18 protein-coding genes and 1 pseudogene are annotated in these 24,100 nt (G+C 60.7%); 10 read left to right on the forward strand and 9 right to left on the reverse strand.

Features of this window, described 5'->3' with window-relative positions; genetic code table 11:
* Positions 1-95 precede the first annotated feature (95 nt).
* Both IF189_RS04785 and IF189_RS04790 read left to right on the forward strand, forming a co-directional pair.
* Complete coding sequence (locus tag IF189_RS04785) at positions 96-2,642, forward strand: helix-turn-helix transcriptional regulator (protein ID WP_192552913.1); 2,547 nt, start codon at positions 96-98, stop codon at positions 2,640-2,642.
* 162 nt (positions 2,643-2,804) lie between these two features.
* Positions 2,805-6,254, forward strand: a complete 3,450-nt coding sequence (locus tag IF189_RS04790; protein ID WP_192552914.1) for a dermonecrotic toxin domain-containing protein — start codon at positions 2,805-2,807, stop codon at positions 6,252-6,254.
* 12 nt (positions 6,255-6,266) lie between these two features.
* Here the strand turns inward: IF189_RS04790 and IF189_RS04795 are convergent, their stop codons facing one another.
* Entirely contained in the window at positions 6,267-7,049 is a 783-nt protein-coding gene (locus IF189_RS04795; RefSeq protein ID WP_134825527.1) for an IclR family transcriptional regulator, read from the reverse strand.
* 163 nt (positions 7,050-7,212) lie between these two features.
* Here IF189_RS04795 and hmgA point away from each other — a divergent pair, with 163 nt between their 5' ends.
* The 4 genes from hmgA (at position 7,213) to IF189_RS04815 (ending at position 11,946) form a co-directional block, all read left to right on the forward strand.
* Positions 7,213-8,508 (forward strand): homogentisate 1,2-dioxygenase, encoded by a 1,296-nt coding sequence (gene hmgA, locus IF189_RS04800; RefSeq protein ID WP_119426737.1) that lies wholly within the window; start codon positions 7,213-7,215, stop codon positions 8,506-8,508.
* Between the two features lie 3 nt (positions 8,509-8,511).
* Complete coding sequence (gene fahA, locus IF189_RS04805; RefSeq protein ID WP_134825528.1) at positions 8,512-9,816, forward strand: fumarylacetoacetase; 1,305 nt, start codon at positions 8,512-8,514, stop codon at positions 9,814-9,816.
* 12 nt (positions 9,817-9,828) lie between these two features.
* On the forward strand, positions 9,829-10,467 hold the full coding sequence (gene maiA, locus IF189_RS04810) for a maleylacetoacetate isomerase (RefSeq protein ID WP_134825529.1): 639 nt from the start codon (positions 9,829-9,831) through the stop codon (positions 10,465-10,467).
* Positions 10,468-10,548: 81 nt separating this feature from the next.
* On the forward strand, positions 10,549-11,946 hold the full coding sequence (locus IF189_RS04815) for an MFS transporter (protein ID WP_134825530.1): 1,398 nt from the start codon (positions 10,549-10,551) through the stop codon (positions 11,944-11,946).
* Here IF189_RS04815 and IF189_RS04820 read toward each other — a convergent pair.
* The gene (locus IF189_RS04820; RefSeq protein WP_134825531.1) at positions 11,870-12,673 is read right to left on the reverse strand and encodes a SirB1 family protein; all 804 of its coding nucleotides are present in this window, start codon (positions 12,671-12,673) and stop codon (positions 11,870-11,872) included. The two genes, IF189_RS04815 and IF189_RS04820, sit on opposite strands and share 77 nt — an antisense overlap.
* 184 nt (positions 12,674-12,857) lie before the next feature.
* Here IF189_RS04820 and IF189_RS04825 point away from each other — a divergent pair, with 184 nt between their 5' ends.
* The gene (locus tag IF189_RS04825) at positions 12,858-13,877 is read left to right on the forward strand and encodes a Glu/Leu/Phe/Val dehydrogenase family protein (RefSeq protein WP_085711736.1); all 1,020 of its coding nucleotides are present in this window, start codon (positions 12,858-12,860) and stop codon (positions 13,875-13,877) included.
* A 153-nt stretch (positions 13,878-14,030) separates the two neighbouring features.
* On the opposite strand, the pseudogene IF189_RS04830 reads toward IF189_RS04825, so the two are convergent.
* A pseudogene (locus tag IF189_RS04830) lies at positions 14,031-14,288 on the reverse strand (YebG family protein); the annotation flags it as partial.
* 293 nt (positions 14,289-14,581) lie between these two features.
* Between IF189_RS04830 and IF189_RS04835 the strand changes: the two are divergent.
* A complete protein-coding gene (locus IF189_RS04835) occupies positions 14,582-15,082 on the forward strand; it encodes a phosphate-starvation-inducible protein PsiE (RefSeq protein WP_003221775.1) in 501 nt (166 codons plus the stop codon).
* Here the strand turns inward: IF189_RS04835 and IF189_RS04840 are convergent.
* From IF189_RS04840 to IF189_RS04850, 3 genes are all read right to left on the reverse strand, one after another.
* Positions 15,079-15,396: a DUF3509 domain-containing protein gene (locus tag IF189_RS04840; RefSeq protein ID WP_192552915.1), complete on the reverse strand. Its 318-nt coding sequence runs from the start codon at positions 15,394-15,396 to the stop codon at positions 15,079-15,081. The genes IF189_RS04835 and IF189_RS04840 overlap by 4 nt on opposite strands.
* A gap of 199 nt (positions 15,397-15,595) precedes the next feature.
* Positions 15,596-16,897, reverse strand: coding sequence for an HAAAP family serine/threonine permease (locus IF189_RS04845; protein WP_119426743.1), 1,302 nt, complete (start codon positions 16,895-16,897; stop codon positions 15,596-15,598).
* A gap of 63 nt (positions 16,898-16,960) precedes the next feature.
* Positions 16,961-18,337, reverse strand: a complete 1,377-nt coding sequence (locus IF189_RS04850; protein WP_134825534.1) for an L-serine ammonia-lyase — start codon at positions 18,335-18,337, stop codon at positions 16,961-16,963.
* A 135-nt stretch (positions 18,338-18,472) separates the two neighbouring features.
* Here IF189_RS04850 and IF189_RS04855 point away from each other — a divergent pair, with 135 nt between their 5' ends.
* Both IF189_RS04855 and IF189_RS04860 read left to right on the forward strand, forming a co-directional pair.
* The gene (locus IF189_RS04855) at positions 18,473-19,420 is read left to right on the forward strand and encodes a LysR substrate-binding domain-containing protein (RefSeq protein ID WP_085711731.1); all 948 of its coding nucleotides are present in this window, start codon (positions 18,473-18,475) and stop codon (positions 19,418-19,420) included.
* 200 nt (positions 19,421-19,620) lie between these two features.
* Positions 19,621-20,028: an HPF/RaiA family ribosome-associated protein gene (locus IF189_RS04860; RefSeq protein ID WP_085711730.1), complete on the forward strand. Its 408-nt coding sequence runs from the start codon at positions 19,621-19,623 to the stop codon at positions 20,026-20,028.
* A 116-nt stretch (positions 20,029-20,144) separates the two neighbouring features.
* Here IF189_RS04860 and fecA read toward each other — a convergent pair whose 3' ends face one another.
* The 3 genes from fecA to IF189_RS04875 form a co-directional block, all read right to left on the reverse strand.
* Entirely contained in the window at positions 20,145-22,478 is a 2,334-nt protein-coding gene (gene fecA / locus IF189_RS04865) for a TonB-dependent Fe(3+) dicitrate receptor FecA (protein ID WP_134825535.1), read from the reverse strand.
* Between the two features lie 92 nt (positions 22,479-22,570).
* Positions 22,571-23,500 (reverse strand): DUF4880 domain-containing protein, encoded by a 930-nt coding sequence (locus IF189_RS04870; RefSeq protein ID WP_192552916.1) that lies wholly within the window; start codon positions 23,498-23,500, stop codon positions 22,571-22,573.
* Entirely contained in the window at positions 23,497-23,985 is a 489-nt protein-coding gene (locus IF189_RS04875) for a sigma-70 family RNA polymerase sigma factor (RefSeq protein WP_192553557.1), read from the reverse strand. Before IF189_RS04875 ends, IF189_RS04870 begins: the two co-directional genes overlap by 4 nt.
* Between the last annotated feature and the right edge of the window lie 115 nt (positions 23,986-24,100).

A 24,100-nucleotide genomic window follows, 5' to 3' on the forward strand; every position in this document is an offset into this window, starting at 1 on the left:
CTTTTTTATGGGCCGCAATCAGCGTACTGAATACTCGTCAACAAGCGTCGGGGAGAGGGCTAGGGTGAGCGAACAACGATAAAAAGGCGCACCTGATGACCGCCATGACACCCTGTCTGGATAGACCGGATTTTCTCCCGAGGCTGTCTCCCCATCATCTGCCACGCCCGCGCCTTTACGAGGCACTGCTCGACTCGGCGGCTCGGGTCAAACTGATCTGCGCGCCGGCCGGCAGCGGTAAAACCGCGCTACTCACCGAGTGCCTGCTGCAGGCTCCGGTCAATTGCACCGTCTGCTGGTTGCCGCTGGCAGGGGCGTCCTTGAGCGTCGGCGAATTTTGCGAACGGCTTGCGCGCTCGATGGGACTGACGGCCTCGGACGAGGCTTCGCTGCTTTATGAACTGGCGCGACGATCTTCGGCTACCTGGGTGTTGATCGACGATTACTGCCGGAGTCCGGAACCTGCGCTGGATGCATTGCTCGACCGGATGCTGGCGATCAGTAGCCCGGCCCTGACGTGGTGGATCGGTACGCGGCGGCGTCCACCCTGCAACTGGCCGCGCCTGCTGCTGGATGACGCACTGTACGAATGTGAAGGCGCGGCGCTGGCGCTGAACAGGGATGAAATCGCCCAAGTGTTGCGTCACTTGCCGCCAGCCCAGGCCGATAGCATCGCTGCTCGCATCCATCAGCGCAGCGGAGGCTGGTGCGCCGGGGTACGGATGCTGATGATGCAAAAATGCGACTGGTCGCAAAAGACCTTGCCGCAGCAGCGCATGGACACTTTGCTGGACTATCTGCAACACGAACTGTTCAGCGGCCTGAGCCCGGAACTGGCCGAAGCCTGGCGGGTGCTGGCGCATTTACCGCGCTTCAATGCCAGCCTGTGCGATCACCTGTTCGGTGCCGGGGACGGGGCACAATGGATGCGCAGTCTGCAAACGCTGGGATGCTTTATCGAACCCTGGCAAGGATCACCGGACTGGTTGCAGGTGTGTGCTCCACTGTCGCGCCTGATGCGTGACGAACCGTGGCCTGCCGGGCGTTCCTGGCATCGCCGGGCCTGTCAGTGGTTTGCTGCCGGACAACATTGGAAATGTGCTTTCGAGCAGGCGTTGCTGGCCGAAGAGTACGAGGTCGCGGTGAGCCTGTTGCAACACTTCAGTTTCGAGCATCTGTTCGAGGAGCAGACGGTCGTGCTGTTGCTGCGTCTTTATGAGCAACGCGGCGAGGAACTGCTGTTGGGTTCGGCGCAACTGGTCGGCTTGATCACGGCTGCTTTGCTGTTCGCCGGGCGCTTTGCCCAGGCGGCGGATTGCATCGGGCAACTGTCGCGCTTTTTGCCGCCACCCTCGGCTGGCCAGCAACGGCAATTGATCGCCCGCTGGCAGGCTCAGCAAGGCTGGCTGTTGCACCTGCAAGGACGGATGGACGAGGCGCGTGAGCATTTCGAGCAAGCGTTGAGCGATCTGTCGCCGAAGGCCTGGACAGCGCGCCTGCTGTGCCTCTCGGGACGTACACAGCAGGCGTTGCTGTGTGGCGATCTGGAGCTGGCTCATTCGATCAATCGTGAAGCCCTTTGCCTGGCCCGGGCAGAGGGTTCATTGCTGTTCGAGGCATTGCTGGAACTTGATCACGCCCAATTGCTGGAACAGCGAGGGGCGTCGGCCCGAGCCGAACAGCTGTTGGCCGGCCTTTGCGAGATGCTCGGCTCGTCCGTCGAGCGCCCGACGCCGCTGCTTGGGCGTATCGCTCTGCGTCGGGGAAGGCTGGCATTGAGCATGGGGCAACAGGCGCGGGCGGCCGGGTTCTTTCAACAAGGGCTTGACGACTGCCTGTGCAGCTTTGACAAGCGTGTGCTTTACGGCTTTCTGGGGCAGGCGCAACTGGCTGCCGATCAGGACGATTACCCGCAAGCCTTCATGCGTCTGCGCGATGCCGAACGGTTGATGCAGCAGCGGCAGATCCCCGACACCGTCTATCGCAGCATCCTGTTGCAGGTCAGCAGCGAATTCTGGCTGCAACAGGAGCGGCCTGAACTGGCCCGGGAGGCCTTGACTCGCGTACTTCGGCACTTTCGTGGCCCCCACGCACGGCAGGCCCCGCCGGCGACACTGGAGCTTGTCCCGCGCATCGAGTGCTTGCTGATTATGGCCGAGACCCGGTTGCATCAGGCACTGCAACCCATGGCGCGTCTGCAGTGCCTGTTCGAGCAGGCTCAAGCCAGTCGGATGGTCGTTCTTGAAACCGAGTTGTTGCTGGCAATGGGGGAGGTAGCCTCTTTGCTCGATGAGCGGGAATCTGCCCGGCAGTACTTTGAAAGAGGCCGGACATTGGCCAGCCATTTCAATTTGACGCGACTATTGCTGAAGTTTGAAGAGCAAATGCCGGATGCCTGGGTTGCATTGGCATCTGGAAAGAAACTTTCAGATAAAGGTGGCGATGAAAGTTCATTGAGTTTGCGAGAGTCTCAGGTTCTGGAGTTGATTGCTTCGGGAAACTCCAATCAACAAATAGCGGATAAATTGTTCATCTCATTGCATACGGTTAAAACTCATGTCCGACGAATTCATGCCAAGTTGGGTGTTGAACGCCGGACGCATGCTGTGGCGCGGGCGAGAATGCTGGGTTTGTGCTGTTAATTGTCAATTAATAAAGTTGTGATTTTTGCTGGGGGGTGGAAGTTTTCAATACTTCGTAAAGTGTGGTGGGTATTTGTGCTGGTGCTTTTCAAGCTAGGTTAATTGCACGGTTCAGGTAATGTTGTATTGCCTGGTTGTAGCGTGTATTGACGGAGTTTGTTTATGAGTGCCATGGAAAATATTTCGTTTGAATCAGGTCTGGGCAAAGTTGATCAGGGTTTTGTAGAGTTTGAACGCATGCTGGGAGGATTGCCTTCGTTCAAGTCGGTTTTGCAGGAGGTGGTGTTAAAAGAATTTCAGAAATTACTGCCTGACATTTACATCAGCAAGACTTATATCACTGCCCGAAGTCGGGAAATCGTAAATCCGCAGCCGACCGGGCTGGTCATGGACGTATTCATGCAGTGCCTGGCGCTGGGCCGGGCACCCGTGTATGACGCCCGTCAATACGGCGTCTACGACTGGCCCGACTCCACGGATGACGAGGATCGAATCCAGGGTCTGGATGTGGTTGCCGTCGGTTCGATGATCGGCAATGTGTTGGGCTCGCTGGCACAAAAATACCCGCCCTTGCTGGCGCAATACTGGGCCGCTTCTTCGGGCAAGGATGACAAGGGGCGCGAGCTGCCGTCGCGCAGCCGCCAGCTGCAGGATGCCTGTGCAGCGCTGTTCTGGCAGGAATTGAGTGCGACAGTGCAGATGCAAGGCGTGCGGCCGGAGGTAGAGGAAAGTTTTGCCGCTTTCATAAGGGGCGCATCCATGACGCCGGCCTACAGCATTTCTTTGCAACTGGAAAACGGCCGATTCGCGACGCTGGCTGGTTGCTTTGTCACTTACCTCGCTGGCCGCTCGGTCTCTGAACTGATACCGGGCGATGACGAATGGGTCGTTCTTTTCACTCACGTGAACGGCCTGGAAACATTCCGTACATCGACCATGATGCAGCGTGTTCTGGAGCAGCGCCTGAGCAACCCGGACAGCCGGATGCAGCTGCTCAAGGGGGTTGCCCTGGAAGACGCCGCTCAGGTCAGGCAGGTTCCGGACATCCGTTACCTGAACATTCAGGGAGAACTCTTTCACACTCTCACGGCCCGGTTGCTTGAAAAGCAGCAAAGAGACGTTACCTGGCACCTTCGCCAACTGGAAAAAACCGGCGTGGATCTGCAGGCGGTCATTCATTCCATCGAATCGGTGCATCGTCAGCAGACAGTGATTGATGCCGCCAGGGGACGCATCGCCCACCTCCTGGTCTTGATGAACAAAAAAAATCGGCCGCAATGGCTCAAGGATGCTCCCGCCACCCATCAGGAAGTTTTCGCCTCGATGGAAACGGGATTGTTCAGAAGTCAGGTGGCATTGCATGAGTCGATGGGTGGGGTGTCTTCATTCCAGGAGTATGTGCGCGGTGTTGTCGAAACCCATATTTCCGCAGGCGACACTCAACGCGTGGACCCTGATGCGGTCTGGGTGACAGTGCAACATTCGCTGCCGATGGGCAGCCGGCGTATCGAGCATATCGAGCGTAAAACCCTGACCCAGCTGTTCATGTACGGCGTGCATGACAAGGGGGCTGCGTACTCGATCAAGTTCGAGGCGTTTCACAACAACCCGCGACTGACCGCGTCCAATGTCGAACGCGCCATCCGCCAGTTTGATCTGCGGGTGCAATACGCCAATGAACGCAATGACCGCTTTGGACGGGCGTCCGTCAGAGAAGCCATGCGCGAAGTGCTGGCGCAGCAGATTGCTGTCAGTAACTTCGCCGCGATCCTGCAAAAACACATCAGCCCGCAGGCGCAGGACATGGTGCAGCGGTATTTGCTTGGGGACCCGGCAATGGAGGCATCGGGTGTTGCTTTCCGGCGTTACTACAAACCGTTCAGGGACATGCTTGCCTTTCGTGCGAGAGGCGCAGAGTCTGATCGCTCGAGGCATGTCCTGTATGCACCCGGTGGACCGACAGGGCAGCAGTGGTTCGAGTTCACCGATCTGACGTCACTGAAGCGACAGTTCATTGCCTGGGGATTCGAGCCGCGTGACCGTGACTTCCTGATCGGTCAGGCATTCAGCGAAGATCGTGCGGAATTCGAGAAGGACTACCTTTCCTTCAGCGAACCGGGCCCGGTATTCCAGCCATGGTGGTGGGAGGGCGTGACACTGGTGCAGTGGGCTCAAGGTCTGGATGAAGGCCCGCTGATGGGGGCTATCCACAGGATCATCGACTGGGAAGTCGCAGAGGAAAAAGTGGCCACACCCGTCTGGTACCGGAACGCGGCAGCACAGGATCGTGAGCTGCTCACCCGGCTGAATACGGAGTTCAAGGCGATCTACGAAGTGTCAAAAAATGAGCTGAATATCCCCACGATGGCGTCGTTTTCGCGAGGCCTGGTGATGGAAAGGCTGAACCGTCATCTGCGACGGTCTGACCCGAAACACCCGCTGATCGATCCTGATCAAGTGAACGTCAAGGTACGTGGGCAGGAGTGGATGACGCTCACCCAACTGTTCATTCAATGGCAGCTCTGGCCGAGCGATGGTCAGGTGGCGTTTGCCTCCGGAAATGGTGCTTCGCTGGGAAGCCTGAATGCGAGCGCTGTGGGGGCCTTGATCAGCCTGAAACCGGCCATGGCGTATGAGTGGCATCTGGTTGACCATTTCGCCAACTCCCCGTCGCAGAGCCTCAAGGCGAAACTCTTCTGCAAGGTCAAGCAAAACGAAATGCTCAAGGCTGCATTGACCCAAAAGATGCAGGGCTCCCTGTCCTCCGAGCAGTTCAATTGGCTGGCGGGACTGGTCGAGGGGCTGGATCATGACCGCCCTCATGAGCCGGAACCGTTCAAACCCGGAACCACCCCGCAGGAAGGTATTCATACGCTGGCCCTTGAAGGTCGACGCATCGAGGGGGCCTACACGTTCGGACGCCGTGTGGCGGGGAAGTTGCAACTGCTGGTCTACATTCCCAAGGCACCGGACGGTTTGAGCTTTCGCCCGCTCGAATCGCTGACGCTGGGGCTCAAGGGCGGCAGCCTGGGCAATCACGTCATTGCACTGGCAAGGCTGGAGCATCGAGCTGTCGTGCAGAATTTCGTCACGCGTTGTCAGCAAGCCGCAAACGCCCTCCCTGCACCTGCATTGAACAACAGTTACGCCGTGACTCATTTCAAGTTCGAGTTCGACAGCATGATTTCGCGGGTGCTCAGCGACGTCGATCATCAAACGACCACGCCTGCCGAACGTTTCTGGAACACGGTGCTGGTGGTCACTGAACTGGCGGTGGATATCGTCTCGCTGTTTGTCCCTCCAGTGGGGCTGGTCGCCAGTATCTTACGGATCACACGGTCGATCGTTCAGGGCATCGTTGCCTACAGCCTCGGGGATGACGACGCTGGCAGGAACCATCTCGCCTCGGCCTGGAGAAGCTCCATTCTCCTGTATGTCGGTGCGATCGCGGGTGTTGGCGGATCGGTTTCAGCGGTGGGCGCGTTGTCACGGGTCAAGGACGTTGCCGACATCGTATCGACCGCGACCGGCGTGCCGGTCGGGATCGGTTACATCACCGCAGCGGTTTCTCCCCATGTGATTGCGGACAGCAGGACCCACATTGTCGGTTGATCATTCAATCCTTCAGGCGGGTTGATACCCCATCCGCCAGCTCACGGCCCGCGTCGCCGCCAGCAACCGCTGCGCCGCCGGGCCGTTTTCGTCGGCGTGGAACAGCGACGTCGGGCCGACGATGGTCAACACCGCCGCGATTTGCCCGAGGGCGTTGAACACCGGTGCCGACAAGGCATCGACACCGGGCATCAGCAAGCCGTGGACATGATGCAGGCCGCGTTCGCGGATCTGTTCGCACAGCACCGCATAGGCTTTTTCGTCCGCCAGCGGATGGCCGCCGCTGGCGATTTCCTGTTCGCGCAATTCGTCGGTTTCCCGGTGCGGCAGATAGGCGCCGAACACCAGGCCTGTCGAAGAGCTGAGCAACGGCAGCACCGAGCCCAGTTGCGTCACCACGGTCACCGCGCGCACCGCCGGTTCGATGTGCACCACAGTCGCGCCCTGATTGCCCCAGACCGCGAGGAAACAGGTTTCGTTGAGTTCGTCGCGCAGCTCGGCCAGCGGCAGGGCGGCGACTTTCAGCACGTCCATACTGTTGAGTGCGGCCAAGCCCACGCGCAGCGCTTCACGGCCGAGGCCGTAGTGGTTGGTGGCGGTGTTCTGTTCGGCGAAGCCGCTGGCGATCAACGCCTGAAGATAGCGGTGAACCTTGCTCGCCGGCATCTGTACATGTTCGGCCAGGCGCGACAGCGAAGTGGACGGCGACAACTCGGCCAGGGCCTTGAGGATGTCGGTGCCGACTTCGGCGGAGCGGACTTTCTGTTTGCCGTTGCTGTCGCTGGTTTTTTCCATGGTGCTGCCGTGTCCCGGAACGAATGGGCGTCTTTATAGCTTGACGCTGGATAGCGAGCAAATTACGTTATGCGTAATTGAATTACGATAAAAATAACCCCGGCGTGCCAAGACCTCTGATCCAGAGCGTCCGGCCATGCCGACTCCCTGTTCAGGAGGCTCCATGAACCTCGATTCAGCCCTGGCTTACCAGTCCGGTTTCGGCAACGAATTCAGCTCCGAAGCGTTGCCCGGCGCACTGCCCGTCGGCCAGAACTCCCCGCAGAAAGCCCCTTACGGTCTGTACACCGAACTGTTCTCCGGCACCGCGTTCACCATGACCCGCAGCGAAGCGCGGCGCACCTGGATGTACCGGATCCAGCCGTCGGCCAACCACCCCGCATTCGTCAAACTGGAGCGGCAACTGGCCGGCGGCCCGTTGGGTGAAGTCACCCCGAATCGCCTGCGCTGGAACCCGCTGGAGATCCCGTCCGAACCGACCGATTTCATCGACGGACTGGTAAGCATGGCGGCCAATTCCGCTGCCGAAAAGCCTGCCGGCATCAGCATCTACCACTACTGTGCCAACCGTTCGATGGAGCGGGTGTTCTTCAACGCCGACGGTGAGCTGCTGCTGGTGCCGCAATTGGGGCGCCTGCGTATCGCCACCGAACTCGGTGTGCTGGAAGTGGCACCACTGGAAATCGCCGTGTTGCCACGGGGCCTGAAATTCCGCGTCGAATTGCTCGATGCGCAGGCGCGCGGTTATATCGCCGAGAACCACGGTGCGCCGCTGCGCCTGCCAGATCTGGGACCGATCGGCAGCAACGGCCTGGCCAATCCACGGGATTTCCTGACCCCGGTCGCCGCCTACGAAAACCTGCAACAACCGACCACCCTGGTACAGAAATTCCTCGGCCAGTTGTGGGGCACCGAACTCAATCACTCACCGCTGAACGTGGTCGCCTGGCACGGCAACAACGTGCCGTACAAATATGACCTGCGCCGCTTCAACACCATCGGCACCGTCAGTTTCGATCACCCGGACCCGTCGATCTTTACCGTGCTGACCTCGCCGACCAGCGTCCACGGTCTGGCCAACCTCGACTTCGTGATCTTCCCGCCGCGCTGGATGGTGGCCGAGAACACCTTCCGTCCGCCGTGGTTCCACCGCAATCTGATGAACGAGTTCATGGGCCTGATCCAGGGCGAATACGACGCCAAGGCCGAAGGTTTCGTGCCTGGCGGCGCGTCGCTGCACAGCTGCATGAGTGCTCATGGCCCGGACGGCGAGACCTGCACCAAAGCCATCAACGCGGACCTGAAACCGGCCAAGATCGACAACACCATGGCCTTCATGTTCGAGACCAGCCAGGTGCTGCGCCCAAGCCGCTTCGCCCTCGACTGCCCGCAACTGCAATCCACTTACGACGCCTGCTGGGCCACGCTGCCCGCCACGTTCGACCCGACCCGGAGATAACCCATGACTCAGAATTCCATCACCCGCAGTTGGGTCGCTTCGGCCAACGGCCACACCGATTTCCCTTTGCAGAACCTGCCGCTGGGTGTGTTCAGCAACAACGGTTCGGCGCCTCGCGCGGGCGTGGCGATTGGCGAACATATCTTTGATCTGCAAGTGGCGCTTGAAGCCGGTCTGTTCGACGGTGCCGCGCGCAGTGCGGTTGAAGCCATGCACGGCGGTCAGTTGAACGCCTTCTTCGAGCTCGGCCGCGATGCCCGCGTTGCCCTGCGCGAGCGTCTGCTGGAACTGTTCAGCGAAGGCAGCACCCATCGCGGCAACATTGAAGCCCAGGGTGCGAAACTGCTGCCGCTGGCCGCCGATTGCCAGCTGCACCTGCCGGCCCGCATCAGTGACTACACCGACTTCTATGTCGGTATCGAGCACGCGCAGAACGTCGGCAAACTGTTCCGCCCGGACAACCCGCTGCTGCCGAACTACAAACACGTGCCGATCGGCTACCACGGTCGTGCCTCCACCGTGCGTGCTTCCGGTGTCGACGTGCGCCGTCCGAAAGGCCAGACCCTGCCGGCCGGTGCGACCGAGCCGACCTTCGGCCCGTGCGCGCGGCTGGACTATGAGCTGGAGCTGGGGATCTGGATCGGTCAGGGCAACGAAATGGGCGAGCCGATTGCCATTGGCGATGCTGCCGAACACATTGCCGGTTTCTGCCTGCTCAATGACTGGTCGGCCCGTGATATCCAGGCCTGGGAATACCAGCCGCTCGGGCCGTTCCTCTCCAAAAGTTTTATCACCAGCGTCTCGCCATGGGTGGTGACCGCCGAAGCGCTGGCGCCGTTCCGCACCGCGCAACCGGCGCGTCCGCAAGGCGATCCGCAGCCGCTGCCGTACCTGCTCGACAAGCGCGATCAGGATGGCGGTGGTTTCGACATCGAGCTGGAAGTGCTGCTGCTCACCGAGAAAATGCGCGAGCAGAACCTGCCGGCCCATCGCCTGACTCTGAGCAACACCCGCTACATGTATTGGACCGTTGCACAAATGGTCGCGCACCACAGCGTCAACGGTTGCCAGTTGCAGGCCGGTGACCTGTTCGGCTCGGGCACTTTGTCCGGCCCTGAAAACGGTCAGTTCGGCAGCCTGCTGGAAATCACCGAGGGCGGCAAAAAACCGATCGAACTGGCGTCCGGTGAAGTGCGCAAGTTCCTTGAAGATGGCGACGAAATCATCCTGCGCGCCCGCTGCGCCCGCGAAGGTTTTGCCTCCATCGGTTTCGGCGAATGCCGTGGCACCGTGCTGGCGGCGCGCTGACAGGAGCGGCTCATGGATCTCTATACCTATTACCGTTCCACCTCGTCGTACCGGGTGCGGATCGCGCTGGCGCTCAAGGGTCTCGACTATCACGCGTTGCCGGTCAACCTGATCGCACCGCCCGGAGGCGAACATCGGCAACCGGCGTATCTGGCGATCAATCCACAGGGCCGGGTGCCGGCCTTGCGCACTGACGACGGCAAGTTGCTGATTCAGTCGCCGGCCATCATCGAGTACCTGGAGGAACGTTATCCACAGGTGCCGTTGCTGCCCGAAGACCTCGTTGCCCGTGCGCAGGTGCGCGGCGTGGCGGCGGTGATCGGCTGCGACGTGCATCCGCTGCACAACGTCAGCGTGCTCAATCGGCTGCGCGGTTTGGGCCATGACGAGCCGCAGGTCAACGAGTGGATCGCTCACTGGATCGGTCAGGGTCTGGCAACGGTCGAGCAGTTGATCGGCGACAGCGGCTTCTGTTTCGGCGAGTGGCCGTGCGTGGCTGACGTGTACCTGATCCCGCAGTTGTATGCGGCGGAACGCTTCAATGTTTCGCTTGAGGCCTACCCACGGATTCGTCGGGTGGCGGCTCTGGCGGCCGAACATCCGGCGTTCATCGCGGCGCATCCGGCGAATCAGCCGGACACGCCGAAGTAGCATTTGATGACTCCCGTGCAGCGCACGGGAGCCATTCCGGTTACCCGCAAAAAATCATAAAAACAAAACAGGTACCTTGCGATGCATAACCAGATTGCCAGCTTCCGGGCGGCACTCGACGCCCGTCCTGTGTCCCGCTTTCAGTGGTTGCTCCTGATTCTCCTCGCCTTGCTGCTGGTCACCGACGGCTATGACGCCCAGGTGCTCGGTTACGTGGTGCCGGCGCTGGCGCAGGACTGGGGCCTGGAGAAATCGGCGTTCGGCCCGGTGTTCAGTGCCAATCTGCTGGGCCTGACCCTCGGTTCTTTGGCCGTGACGCCACTGGCCGACCGTTTCGGCGTGCGGCGGATTCTGCTCGCCTGTGTGCTGATCTACGCCAGCCTCACCGTGCTGATGGTGTTCGCCGATTCCCTGAACACCCTGATGATCGCGCGTTTCATCTGCGGCATCGGCATGGGCGGCGCAATGCCCTGTGCCATGGCGTTGATGTCGGAATATTCACCGCCGCGCCTGCGCACGCTGATGGTGACGCTGGCGGCGTGCGGTTTCTCTTTCGGCGGAGCGGCGGGCGGTTTTGTTGCAGCCGGGTTCATCGACCGTTTCGGCTGGCAAGCGGTGTTCCTCGCCGGCGGTGTCACGCCGCTGCTGCTGTTCCCGTTCCTCTGGTGGATGCTGCCGGAGTCCTTGCCGCGTCTGCTGCGTGACGCACCGCCGTATGCGCGCCTGCGCAAGGTCACCGCGCGAATGCTGCCGGACTGGCAACCGCCCGCCGCATCGGTTGAGCAGAACGAGCGCGAGCAGGGCAGCAAACTGACGGTGGTGGAATTGTTCCGCAACGGTTATGCGCGTCCGACCTTGCTGATCTGGGCGACGTTTTTCGTCAGCCTGATCCTGCTGTATTTCATGATCAGCTGGTTGCCTTCGTTGCTGCTGGAAAGTGGTTTGAAACTCAACGAAGCGAACCTGGTGACGTCGATGTTCCTCTTCGCCGGTACGCTGGGCGCGATCTGCATGGCGTGGTTCGCCGACCGTTTGAAAAGCAAGGTGCGTCTGCTGTCCGCTGTGCTGGCCGGTGCGGCGTTGTGCACGATTCTGTTGGGCCTGAATCACGACAATCCGCGTTATCTGGTGGCCTGTGTGTTTGCGGCGGGGTTCTGCATCATCGGCGGGCAACTGACGCTCAACGCCTTCGCCAGCAATTTCTATCCAGCCCACGTGCGCGCCACCGGCACTGGTTGGGCGTTGGGTGTCGGACGATTCGGATCGATTCTCGGGCCGCTGTTCGGCAGCCTGTTGCTGGCGATGCATATTCCGGTGGAGCAGATTTTCTTCTTCTGCGCGATTCCGGCGGTGATCGCGGCGTTGTTGATCATTCAGGTGCGTTCGCCTTCAACGGCGTCAGTCAGTGCACCACCGAATTGGGTGGCAGATGCCCCAGCCGCTCCGTCAGGCGAAGCCGCTGAATCGGGTCGTCACTGAGCAGCAGCGCGTGTTCCAGGTCGAAGCGCTCTGCGTTCGGGCAGTCCAGCCGCTGATACAGGCTGGCTCGGGCCAGGTAGTCGGCGACGCTGGCATTGCCCAGTTCGAGCACGCGTTCGGCATCGATCAGCGCCGCGATGTAGTCATCGTGGGTCAGATGCAACTGACGCAGGTTGCGCGACAGACGTTGCAGCATTTGCAGCGGCGTGGCGATCAGCAGGTGGTCGGCCTTGAGTTGCATCTGGTGGCCGTATTGGCGATGCAGCAGTTCGCGACAATCGTTCGGATACAGGCGCCGTCCACCGCACGGATCAAGCAGGTGATCGGCGCCGGGAACCTTCAGCAGGAAATGCCCGGGGAAGTTCACGCCCACCAGCGGAATCTCCAGACCTCGGGCCAGTTCCAGAGCAATCAGCGCCAGGGCCAGCGGTTGACCGCGGCGGGTCTGTAACACCTTGTTCAGCAGCGCGGCCTGCGGGCGCACTGGCGCAAAATCGTCTTGCGCGAAGCCCAGCTCGACCATGCGCCTCAGCAACGGTTGCGCCAGCTCGCTGACCGGCAACAACGGCAAACCAAAGCTGACCCGTTGTTGCAGCTCGATGAAGTCCTGCAACAGCGCATCGGTATCGACGTGCTTATCGTGCTCGGCGGCCATCCACAACGCTGCCTCCAGCGGCGCAGGCGGTGAACGGTGCAGACAGTCGAAAAAACGTTGGCGCGGACTCATCAAAATCTCCGGAGAATGCCTCGTTTTAGCCCCGTCTCTGACATTCGTCCAGTGCCGCGCCGCTCTGCCATCGGGTTATGCCGCAACGCATTGGTCGCTGTCAGGCCTTATTCCCGTGCGCTTCAGCAATTTTTGGGCGCAAGCCTATACTGGCGACTACCAGAAGTGATTCGGGAGCCTGCCGATGTTCGCTCTCATGCAAAGCACTCGCCTGGAATCGCTGCACCTTAGCGTTGATCCGGTCTCCGGATTGAAGGCGGTCATTGCCATTCATAACAGTCGCCTCGGCCCAGCCCTGGGCGGGTGTCGTTATCTTGCCTATCCGAATGACGAGTCCGCCGTCGCGGACGCCATACGCCTGGCCCAGGGCATGAGCTACAAGGCGGCGCTGGCCGGTCTGGCCCAGGGCGGCGGGGTGGCCGTGATCGTGCGGCCGGCCCATGTGGAAAACCGTGGCGCGCTGTTCGAGGCATTCGGTCGTTGCATCGATCAACTCGACGGCCGCTACATCACCGCCATCGACAGCGGCACTTCGGTGGCGGACATGGACTGCATCGCCCAGCAGACCCAGCATGTCACCAGCACTACGTCCGCCGGCGATCCGGCGCCACATGCGGCAATGGGTGTGTTCACCGGGATTCGCGCCACGGCCATGGCGCGGTTGGGCAGTGACAACCTCGAAGGCTTGCGCGTGGCGATTCAGGGGTTGGGCAATGTCGGTTATGCACTGGCCGAACAACTGCATGCCGCCGGCGCCGAACTGCTGGTCAGCGACATCGACCACGGTAAGGTGCAACTGGCGATGGAACAGCTCAACGCTCATCCGATTGCCAACGACGCCTTGCTCAGTACACCGTGCGACATCCTCGCACCGTGCGGCCTGGGCGGTGTGCTCAACAGCCACACCGTTACGCAGTTGCGCTGTTCGGCGGTAGCGGGGTCGGCCAACAATCAACTGACCCATCTGGACGTCGCCGATCAACTGGAGCGGCGCGGCATCCTGTATGCGCCGGATTACGTGATCAATGCCGGTGGCCTGATTTACGTTTCCCTCAAGCACCGGGGCGAAGAACTGACCACCATCACGGCGCACCTGTCGAAGATCAGTTCGCGGCTGACCGAAGTCTTCGCTCACGCCCAGGCAGAAAAACGTTCACCGGCGCGGGTGGCGGACGAGCTGGCGGAGAAGGTGTTGTACCGCTGAGGTTCTTCCAGACATGAAAAAGCCCCTGAGTCATTCAACTCAGGGGCTATTCAATTCAAGTGTCGCTTACTTTGCAGCCTTCGCCGCCTTGGCGGGTTTGGCCGGGGCTTCTGCAGGTTGGGCCGCGTCTGCCGTCTCGGTCGCTACGACCGGTGCAGCCGGTGCGTTGATCAGCTCCGACAGGGCATCAGGCTGGCTCTTGAACGCCCGGGCAAACACATCGCGGTTCTTCGCCATGTAGATCCCGACTTCTTCCACTTGCTGCTCGCTCAACGAAGGAACGGCTTTTTCCAGCACTTCGGCCAACAGTTCGGCCAGTTCGAGCATTTTGTCATGACGGTCAGCTTCGGCTTTATCCATGAACAAGCGCTCCAGATCTCGGCTGCTGCGGTATACCACTTCGACGGCCATTCACCACCTCACATGCCTTCACATTAAGTTGTCTTTGCGACTACTGTATCTATATACAGCGAAAAGGATAAGCGAATCCCTGCGCTTTGGGTAGTGGCTTTTTAATGTAGACCGGATTCGGAGTTTGTCAGCCTGACGCCTGTGCACAGGTGCGACCAAACGCCACGGCGCAGGTTTCGCGGCGCCTCGCCATGATGGCGTGGCCTCTTTTCTGCATGCATCTGCGTACGTGCGCAATAACCGTCACGTCCAGCAAGCAACATCCGCTCGAACCGGGCTAAGGAACCTTCATCGTGAAAATCAACTGGGCCGAGAAACTGCGGCAAAACGTGCATCAACTGGCCGAGTCCCTGGGCAACCTGTTCGTCGAGACATTCCACTACCTGGCGCTGTTCGCCATTGGTGCGGTGACTGCCTGGGCGGCGGTGATGGAATTTCTCGGGATGCTCGAGGAAGGGCACATCAAGATCGATGACATTCTGTTGCTGTTCATCTATCTGGAACTGGGGGCGATGGTCGGGATTTATTTCAAGACCAACCACATGCCTGTGCGCTTCCTGATCTACGTGGCGATCACCGCACTGACGCGCCTGCTGATCTCCAACGTCTCGCACCACAACCCGCCGGACATGGGCATCATCTACCTGTGCGGCGGGATTCTGCTGCTGGCGTTCTCGATCCTGGTGGTGCGCTACGCCTCGTCGCAATTCCCTTCGGTGAAAATCGAGAAGCCGCAACGCAAGCTCGGTGCGGGTTCCGGTGAGCACCCCGAGATCGAGAAGGGCGAGCTCTAAAGACCGATCGATGGCCGATTGTGGCCCTTGATCTGCCGCGGTGGCGGGGTGATTCCGTCACCGCGGGTCATGGCTTCGAGGATCGCCATGGCGCTGTGGCCCTGTTCGATGGCGATGCCGAACTGAATGCTCTGCACCAGGCGCTTGAGGCGCTTGGGGTCGTTGCGCTGTTCGGCGCTGATCATCCGTTTGGCGACGATCCGGCCACTGTTGGAGAGGGTCAGCATGATGCTGCCGTCGAGGCCCTGAATGCTCAGGTTGATCTGATAGTCCGGCGCGAAGGCATCGGTAATGATCTGAAAAGGATTGTCCATGATGCGTCACCGCCTGATTGAACGTGCAGTTGTTGACCGGCCTTGATCGGGTTGGTTCGCCAAACCTGACCGTCGGCCCTTCCGTGGTCCTGTCTCCTTCAGCGATGTAGCAAGGGACATGCCGGGAATATTGTCGAACAACAGAACCGGCCAAAAAGAAGGCGAGCCCATGGCTCGCCTTCTTCGTTTGCGGCCCGTTTCAGGGCAGAACCGAGTAGATGATCGCTGACAGTGCAATCAGGCCGATCAGCACCACGAACACGTTGGATACCTGGCCCGAATACTGGCGCAAGGCTGGCACGCGGCGGATGGCGTACATCGGCATCAGGAACAACAGGCAGGCAATCACCGGCCCGCCGAGGGTTTCGATCATGCCGAGGATGCTTGGGTTGAAGGTCGCCACGGCCCAGCAGCTGAGGATCATGAACAGCGCAGTGGCGCGGTTCAGCCAGCTCGCCGACATCACCCGGCCACGACCGCGCAGGCTTTTGACGATCATGCCCTGAAAGCCTTCGCTGGCACCGATGTAGTGGCCGAGGAAGGATTTGGTGATCGCCACCAGCGCGATCAGCGGCGCGGCGTAAGCGATGACCGGAGTCTGGAAGTGGTTGGCCAGGTACGACAGGATCGAAATGTTCTGCGCCTTGGCCGCTGCCAGATCGGCTGGCGACAGCGCCAGCACACAGCTGAAGCAGAAGAACATCACCGTCACCACCATCATGCCGTGGGCCATGGCGAGGATGCCGCTGCTCTTGCGTTCGGCCTGGTCGCCGTAGCGCTGTTTCTGCTCGACGGCGAAGGCGGAAATGATCGGCGAATGGTTGAACGAGAACACCATCACCGGGATCGCCAGCCACAGGGTCTTGAGGAATACCGACATTTCCATCGGTTCCTGGGCGCTGGCGAAGAATGCGCCGTTCCAGTTCGGAATCAGGCTGATGCCGAGCAACAACAACGCGGCGACGAACGGATACACCAGCACGCTCATGGCTTTGACGATCACGCTCTGACCGCAACGCACGATGGCCATCAGACCGAGGATCAACGCCAGCGACAGCACCGCGCGCGGTGGCGGGGCGATGTGCAACTGGTGTTCGAGGAAGCTGCTCAGGGTGTTGGTCAGCGCCACGCTGTACACCAGCAGGATCGGGAAGATCGCGAAAAAATAAAGCAGCGTGATCAGCTTGCCGGCACCGATGCCGAAGTGTTCTTCCACCACTTCGGTGATGTCACCGGAGCGGCCTGACAGCACGAAGCGGGTCAGGCCCCGGTGCGCGAAGAAGGTCATCGGGAATGCGAGCAACGCCAGGATCAGCAACGGCCAGAAGCCGCCGACACCGGCGTTGATCGGCAGGAACAACGTACCGGCACCGATGGCGGTGCCGTACAGGCCGAGCATCCAGGTGGTGTCGAATTTGCTCCAGCCCTTGTGGGCGGTTTCGTTATTGCGTGTGCGGTCTACAGCAGGATTTTCGGCAGCAGGTGTACGTACATCGGTCATCGTTTTTGCCTCGTTATTATTCTTGCTCGGGCTCACGTGTTACAGGCGGTCAGGGAGCGCTCCTCAGCACTCCACCCAGCTCACGGCCAGGCCGCCCCGTGAAGTCTCTTTGTATTTGTCATGCATGTCGGCGCCGGTATCGCGCATGGTGCGGATCACCCGGTCGAGGGAAATGAAGTGTTTGCCATCGCCGCGCAGAGCCATTTGCGTAGCGTTGATCGCCTTCACCGCAGCGATGGCGTTGCGCTCGATGCAGGGCACCTGCACGAGGCCGCCGACCGGGTCGCAGGTCAGGCCGAGGTTGTGTTCCAGGCCGATTTCGGCGGCGTTTTCCAGTTGCTCCGGCGTGGCTCCCAGAACATCGGCGAGGCCCGCAGCGGCCATCGCACAAGCGGAGCCGACTTCGCCCTGGCAGCCGACTTCGGCGCCGGAGATCGAGGCGTTTTTCTTGCACAGGATGCCGACGGCTGCCGCGCCCAGAAAGAATGCGACCACGTCATCGTCGGACGCATCCGGATTGAATTTCATGTAGTAGTGCAGAACGGCCGGAATGATCCCGGCGGCACCGTTGGTCGGCGCGGTGACCATGCGCCCGCCGGCGGCGTTCTCTTCGTTGACGGCGAGGGCGAACAGGTTGACCCACTCCATCGCCGACAGGGTCGAACTGATGACGTTCGGTTTGCCGATTTCCAGCAGGCTGCGGTGCAATTTCGCGGCACGACGCGGAACATTCAGACCGCCAGGCAGGACGCCTTCGTGACGCAAACCTTGCTCGACGCATTCGCGCATCACCGACCAGATATGCAGCAGGCCCTGACGGATTTCGGCGTCGCTACGCCAGGCTCGTTCGTTGGCCATCATCAGTTCGGATACCCGCAGGTTGTGCTGCTTGCACAGCGCCAGCAGTTCGACGGCGCTGGAAAAATCGTAGGGCAACTCGACGTCACCGGTCGGCGCTACACCGGATTCGGCTTCGGCCGCTTCGATGATGAAACCGCCGCCGACCGAGTAGTACGTTTGCGTGAACAGCTCGGCAGATTCGCCAAAGGCTGTCAGCGACATGGCGTTGGGGTGGTAGGGCAGGCTCTCGTCCAGCAGCAGGAGATCGTGTTGCCAGTTGAAGGCAATGTTTCGCTGCCCGGCCAGATAGAGTTGGCCGGTTTCCCGCAGATGCTGGATGCGCGGGTCGATGGTCGACGGATCGATGCTGTCCGGCCATTCGCCCATCAGGCCCATGACCGTTGCGCGGTCGGTGGCGTGACCGACGCCGGTGGCCGAGAGCGAGCCATACAAACGAATTTCCACCCGCTTCACATCCAGCAGCAAATGCTGGTCGATCAGGGCCTGGGCGAAGGTCGCGGCGGCGCGCATCGGGCCGACGGTGTGGGAGCTGGACGGACCGATGCCGACTTTGAATAGATCGAAAACACTGATAGCCATGCTAAAGCCTTACAAGCAATGGAGTAGGAATCGCCGCCATTTTTTGTAGGACAAGCGCAATATCGGCGATACTGCCTACCTCGCTTCAGCGTGACTAACGAAACTTCCTAAGTAAGCCTTTAGCAGGACTAAACCATGAGCCGTCAATTGCATGCCCAGACTTACGTCTGGCTGCAGGTGTTTTCCTGTGCCGCGCGGCACCTGTCGTTCACCCGTTGTGCCGAAGAACTGCACATCACGCCGGGGGCGGTCAGCCAACAAATCCGACAACTGGAAGAGCGCCTGGGCTTTCGCCTGTTTCACCGTCGCGCGCGGGGTGTGGAGCTGAGTGCGGAAGGGCAGCGACTGGCGATCACGGTCAACGAGGCTTACGGCAGCATCGATGCGGAGTTGCGTCGTCTCGATGCGGGGATGATCAGCGGGATTCTGCGAGTCCGTTCGATTCCGTCGTTTCTCAGCAAATGGCTGACTCCGCGTCTGCCGCGCCTGCAACAGCGTTACCCGGACATCCAGCTGCGGCTGGTGGCCGAGGACAGCAGCGTGCCGTTGCATGAAGGGGATTTCGACCTGGCCATCGATTTGAACGACGGCAGCTATCCGGGCCTGTTATCCACAGCCTTGCTCGACGAGCAGATTTTCCCGGTATGCGCGCCGGGCCTGCTGCGGGGGCGCCCGCCGTTGCACGGGCCGGCGGATCTGGTGCATTTCCCGCTGCTGCATGACATCACCGCGTGGCGCGGCAGTTATGAGTATGCGGAGTGGGAGTTCTATCTCAATGCTGTCGGTTTCGAGGGCGCCGATGTGCGGCGCGGGCATACGTTCAACCGCAACCACCTGACCATCGAAGCGGCGATTGCCGGCATGGGCGTGGCGATTGCCCGGCGCACGCTGCTCAACGACGAGCTGGAGCGGGGGACTTTGATCGTGCCGTTCGGGATTTCGGTGCCCAATCACAAGCGCTATGTATTGCTCTATGCGCCGGGGGCGTTGAGCCATCCGGGCGTGCGCGCGGTGCATGACTGGCTGGTGGAAGAGGCGGAGATTTTTCGTGGCCTGCACCCGTTGGGTGATGGCCAATTGTGAGCAGATTTTTCAGGGTGACGGGGCGACCCAACTCCCGACCTTACCAGCGCTTCACTCGGTTGTCCGGCTTTTTTTGCGTATGAATATTTATCTTTTTTCAGGGGTTGAAATGTTCGTCAAGCGGGCCGATTGTTGTAATCAAGAGGTCACGAAATCCTGTTCAAGGCCTCTTGCGAGCTAGCTGAAATAAGGGATGAACTATGCAAATCCAAGTCAACAGCGACAACCATATTCAAAGCAGCAAACGACTGGAGGAGTGGGTACGAACCACAATTGAGAGCACGCTCGACCGTTATGAGGAAGACCTGACCCGTGTCGAAGTCCATCTGAGCGACGAGAACGGTGACAAACCGGGTCCCCATGATTTGCGCTGCCAGCTGGAGGCGCGGCCAAAAGGCCATCAACCGATTTCCGTCACCCACAAAGCCGATTCGCTGGAACAGGCGATCGATGGTGCAGCCGAAAAACTGGAGCACGCGCTGGAGCACCTGTTTGGCAAACTGCGGGGCAAACCGCGAGCCGCTGTGGTGCCGTTCGAAAGAAAGGCGAATGACCGGTTGCTGGAGGAAGAATTTCTGGAAAACGAACAGGCAGCGATCAACAGTTGATGCGCTGATTTTATAAGTCACCCAATGAGAACGGGCCTGCTATTGCAGGCCCGTTTTTGTTTGTGGCGGGTTTGAAACCCCTCTCCCTTGGGGAGAGGGCAAGGTGCATGTTGTTTTCAGAAGGCAACGGATGTCTGCACATACACCGTGCGCGGCTCACCCACGTATTTGCCCTTGTTGTTGTCATCGAACGAGCGGGTGAAGTACTGGGTGTTGAAGATGTTCTTCACCCCCACGGCCACGTTCAGGTCCGACAGTTGCGGGCCGAAGTCATACCCGGCGCGGCTGCTGAACAGCATGTAGCCCGGGATCTTGCCGGTGCTGCCGTCGGCGCTTTCTTTCGAAGTGTTGGCGTTGTCGGCGAACTGGTCGCTCTGGAAGCTGCTGTCCAGGTTGAGTTTCCATGGCCCTTCGGTGTAACCGACGCCGATGGTGCCTTTGTGCTTGGACGAGAACGGCACACGATTGCCCTTGTTCGGCCCGTCTTCGCGGATGGTCGCGTCGACATAGGCATAAGTGGCGTAGACATCGAAGCCGGCCAGTGCCGGGCTCAAGTCATCCAGTGCGTAATTGACGCTGGTCTCGATGCCCTGATGGCGGGTCTCGCCACGGGCGATCACCGAATCGTTGGTCTGGTTGCTTTCGTACTGGTTGTCGAAATTGATCAGGAACGCGCCGATTTCCGCGCGCAGCGCACCGTTGTCGTAACGGGTGCCGAGTTCCCAGGTGCGGGCCTTCTCCGGTTTCACTTCGCCGCTGCTCACACGGTTGGGCATCTGGCTGTATTGCACGCTGCCGAAGGAGCCTTCGGTGTTGGCGTACAGATTCCAGGTGTCGGTCAGGTGATACAGCACGTTCAACGCCGGCAGTGCGGTGTTGTAGTCGCCCTTGTATTTGACGTTGGTCAGGTTGTTGGTCTGTTGCGACTCGATCATCTCGTAGCGAACGCCCGGGGTGATCGTCCACTTGCCGATGTCGATGCGGTCATCGACGAAGAACGCATTGGCTTCGGTGCCGCCACGGGTGTCGCGGTCGTTGCGGCTGTTGGTGGTCGGGTATTGGTTGCTGGCAATCGGCGTGCGATAGCGCAATTCGTGGCCGGCCTCGTTGATGTAGCGATAGCCGACACCGACTTCATGGCTGGTCGGGCCGAGGTCGAAGCCTTGGGCGAAACGGGTTTCCAGACCGCGAACCCAGTATTCGCGCGGCGACAGCGACAGGAACGTGCCCTGATCCAGATAACCGCTGCGCAGGGTCTTGGTGAAGAAGGTGTTGGCGGTGAATTCGCGGCGATCTTCCTGATAGCGATAGCCGAAATTGAACATGGTGCGACGACCCCAGAACTGGTCTTTCGGGCGGGTCGACTGATACGGGTCGGCATCGTAGTCGGCGACATTCAGACCGCCGGGCATGTCGGCCTTGCCTTCGTAATACTGGGCCATGGCGTTGAAGCTGTTGGCTTCGTCGAGCTGGTATTTGCCCTTGAGGATCAGGTCGTCGATTTCCGTGTCGCTGTGTTCGCGCCAGTCGCCACCGCGGGTGCCGGAGTACAGCAGCGCACCGCCCAGTCCGTTCTCGTTGGTGCCGCCGGCCAGCAGGTTGGCGCTGGTCTTGAAGCCGTCATGGCTCGACGATGGGCTGGTTTCGGTCTGGAAACCACCTTTGACGGTCGGCTCGTCCGGAATCGCCCGGGTCACGAAGTTGACCACGCCGCCGACGTTCTGCGGGCCGTAACGCACGGCGCCGCCACCTCGCACCACATCCACCGCGTCCATGTTGCCCATGCTGATCGGCGCGAACGACAACTGCGGCTGACCGTAAGGCGCGAACGGCACCGGAATGCCGTCCATCAAAACGGTCGAACGCGCGGCCAGGCGCGGGTTGAGGCCGCGAATGCCGAAGTTCAGCGCCATGTCGTGGCTGCCGGTGCCGTTGTTTTCCGGGGCGTTGACCCCGGGAATGCGATTGAGCACATCGCGGGCCTGAGTCGCGCCCTGGCGTTCGAATTCTTCGCGGCGGATCACGTCACGGGCGCCGGGATGTTCGAAGACGTTGACCTGCGCGGCTTCACCCAGCCAGTCGCCGACCACTTTCGAGGTGTCCAGTTCCAGGGCGCTGTCGCTCGACGGCTGCAGGCTGAAGGCGTTGCCACCTTCGGCGCGGGCTTGCAGGCCGGTGCCTTCGAGCAGCGCGTTCAGACCTTGCTCGGCTGTGTAGCTGCCTTCCAGCCCACGGCTCTGCACGCCGCTGGTGACTTGCGAGCCGAACGAGATCAGCACGCCGGCTTCACGGCCGAACTGGTTGAGGGCGTTTTCCAGCGACGACGGGGCGATGTGATAAGCCTTGGTCTCGGCGGCCTGCGCAAGGGGCAGGGCGCTGAAGCTCAGGCTGGCGCCGAGGACAAGATTGCGCAGGGTTCGGGCCAGCGGCGTGAGGCGGGTAGGGTGCATGGAGGACGGTCCTGAGAAGGTTGAATCAAGGGGGGCTTTCCTTCTCTGTCACGCCAGATCTGAAAAACGGCTCATTTATTTTTTGCGGTTGATCAAACCCTGGCTTCGACCGTCACCCAATAGCGGGTAAACCGCTTCACTTTTACCGGCAGGCTGATTTCCAGCAGGTCGAGAATCCGCTCGCTGTCGTCCAGTGGGTAAGTCCCGGAGATCAGCAAGTCTGCGACTTTTGCATCGCAATGGAGCTGCCCGCGACGGTAGCGGCCGAGTTCGTCGAGGAAGTCACCCAGGCGCATGTGCGCGGCCACCAGCATGCCGTCGGCCCAGGCGCCGCTGTTGGCGTCCAGCGGTTTGGCTTCGCCGACAGAGGTGGCGCTGAAACTCAATTGCCGTGCGACCGGCAGCAACATCGGTGCGCGACCATTTGTGCTCAACTCGACCCGACCTTCAAACAGTGCGATCTGCGTACGATCGGCAAACTGCCGCACGTTGATCCGTGCCCCTTGGGTTTTCAGCAGGCCTTGGGCGGTTTGCACTTCGAAGGATTGAGTGGCGGTCAGCAGCATTTCGCCTTCGAGCAGGCGGATCAGACCGTCGCCCCGGACATCCGCCGCACTCGCGGTGTTGAGCTGCAATTGGCCGCCGGCGCCTAGCGATATCTTGCGGCGCTGACCGATCGGGCTGCGGTAATCGGCCAGCAGCGATGGCAACGGATTGTGCTCGCGCATCCCCCAAGTGACTGCCGAGCCAGCGCCGAGAATCAGCAACAACTTCAGCGCCTGACGCCGGCTGCCGGACTTCGGCGCGCTCAACGCGGCATGGGCCAGTGGTGACGACAATCCGCGCAACCGCGAATTGACCCGCTGCATGTGTTCCCAGGCGCGGCGGTGTTCGCTGTGGGCGTCGATCCATTGCTGCCAGGCTTGTTGCTGGCGCGGATTCAACGGGCCCTGCTGCATTTCCAGCAGCCAGTGCACAGCCTGCTCGGCGACCTGCGCGGAAAAATCCATCGGCGGGTTCACAGGGCGAAGTAGCAGCGCATCGCTGCCCTGTTCAGATGACGTTTGACCGTGGCTACGGAGATGCCCAGTTCAGTGGCGATCTGTGGATAGGTCAGGCCATCCACCTGCGCCAGCAGAAAGGCACGTTTGACTGCGCGCGGCAGGCCGTCGAGCAACTGGTCCAGCTCCATCAGGGTTTGCAGAATGATCGCTTTCTCTTCTTCCGAAGGCGCGACGACTTCCGGCATCTGCGCGAGAGTGTCGAGGTAGGCGCGCTCCAGGTCCTGGCGGCGGTAATGGTTGAACAGCACGCGCTTGGCCAGAGTGGTGAGGAACGCGCGCGGCTCGATGATCACCGGCGGCTCGCGGGCGGTCAGCACCCGGATGAAGGTGTCCTGGGCCAGATCGGCGGCGCTGTCCGGGCAGCCGAGCTTGCGCCGCAGCCAGCCGGTGAGCCAGCTGTGATGGGCCTGGTACAGCGATTCGACGGGATGGGCGGACGACAACGGCATCACTCCGGGCGCATGCGGATGCGTTAGAGAACAAGAATGGTTCGCATTGTAGGGCTGCAAATGCATGCCGGCAATCAGACTCTTTTGCGTATGAGAATATTTATCATTA

This window comes from Pseudomonas sp. IzPS59 (assembly GCF_014863505.1).
Taxonomy (GTDB): domain Bacteria; phylum Pseudomonadota; class Gammaproteobacteria; order Pseudomonadales; family Pseudomonadaceae; genus Aquipseudomonas; species Aquipseudomonas kribbensis.

Coding starts and splice junctions, on each gene's coding strand:
- IF189_RS04790 (WP_192552914.1), top strand. CDS start 2,805: ATGAGTGCCATGGAAAATATTTCGTTTGAATCAGGTCTGGGCAAAGTT.
- hmgA (WP_119426737.1), top strand. CDS start 7,213: ATGAACCTCGATTCAGCCCTGGCTTACCAGTCCGGTTTCGGCAACGAA.
- IF189_RS04820 (WP_134825531.1), bottom strand. CDS start 12,673: ATGAGTCCGCGCCAACGTTTTTTCGACTGTCTGCACCGTTCACCGCCT.
- IF189_RS04815 (WP_134825530.1), top strand. CDS start 10,549: ATGCATAACCAGATTGCCAGCTTCCGGGCGGCACTCGACGCCCGTCCT.
- IF189_RS04855 (WP_085711731.1), top strand. CDS start 18,473: ATGAGCCGTCAATTGCATGCCCAGACTTACGTCTGGCTGCAGGTGTTT.
- fahA (WP_134825528.1), top strand. CDS start 8,512: ATGACTCAGAATTCCATCACCCGCAGTTGGGTCGCTTCGGCCAACGGC.
- IF189_RS04825 (WP_085711736.1), top strand. CDS start 12,858: ATGTTCGCTCTCATGCAAAGCACTCGCCTGGAATCGCTGCACCTTAGC.
- IF189_RS04795 (WP_134825527.1), bottom strand. CDS start 7,049: ATGGAAAAAACCAGCGACAGCAACGGCAAACAGAAAGTCCGCTCCGCC.
- IF189_RS04860 (WP_085711730.1), top strand. CDS start 19,621: ATGCAAATCCAAGTCAACAGCGACAACCATATTCAAAGCAGCAAACGA.
- IF189_RS04785 (WP_192552913.1), top strand. CDS start 96: ATGACCGCCATGACACCCTGTCTGGATAGACCGGATTTTCTCCCGAGG.
- maiA (WP_134825529.1), top strand. CDS start 9,829: ATGGATCTCTATACCTATTACCGTTCCACCTCGTCGTACCGGGTGCGG.
- IF189_RS04850 (WP_134825534.1), bottom strand. CDS start 18,337: ATGGCTATCAGTGTTTTCGATCTATTCAAAGTCGGCATCGGTCCGTCC.
- fecA (WP_134825535.1), bottom strand. CDS start 22,478: ATGCACCCTACCCGCCTCACGCCGCTGGCCCGAACCCTGCGCAATCTT.
- IF189_RS04845 (WP_119426743.1), bottom strand. CDS start 16,897: ATGACCGATGTACGTACACCTGCTGCCGAAAATCCTGCTGTAGACCGC.
- IF189_RS04840 (WP_192552915.1), bottom strand. CDS start 15,396: ATGGACAATCCTTTTCAGATCATTACCGATGCCTTCGCGCCGGACTAT.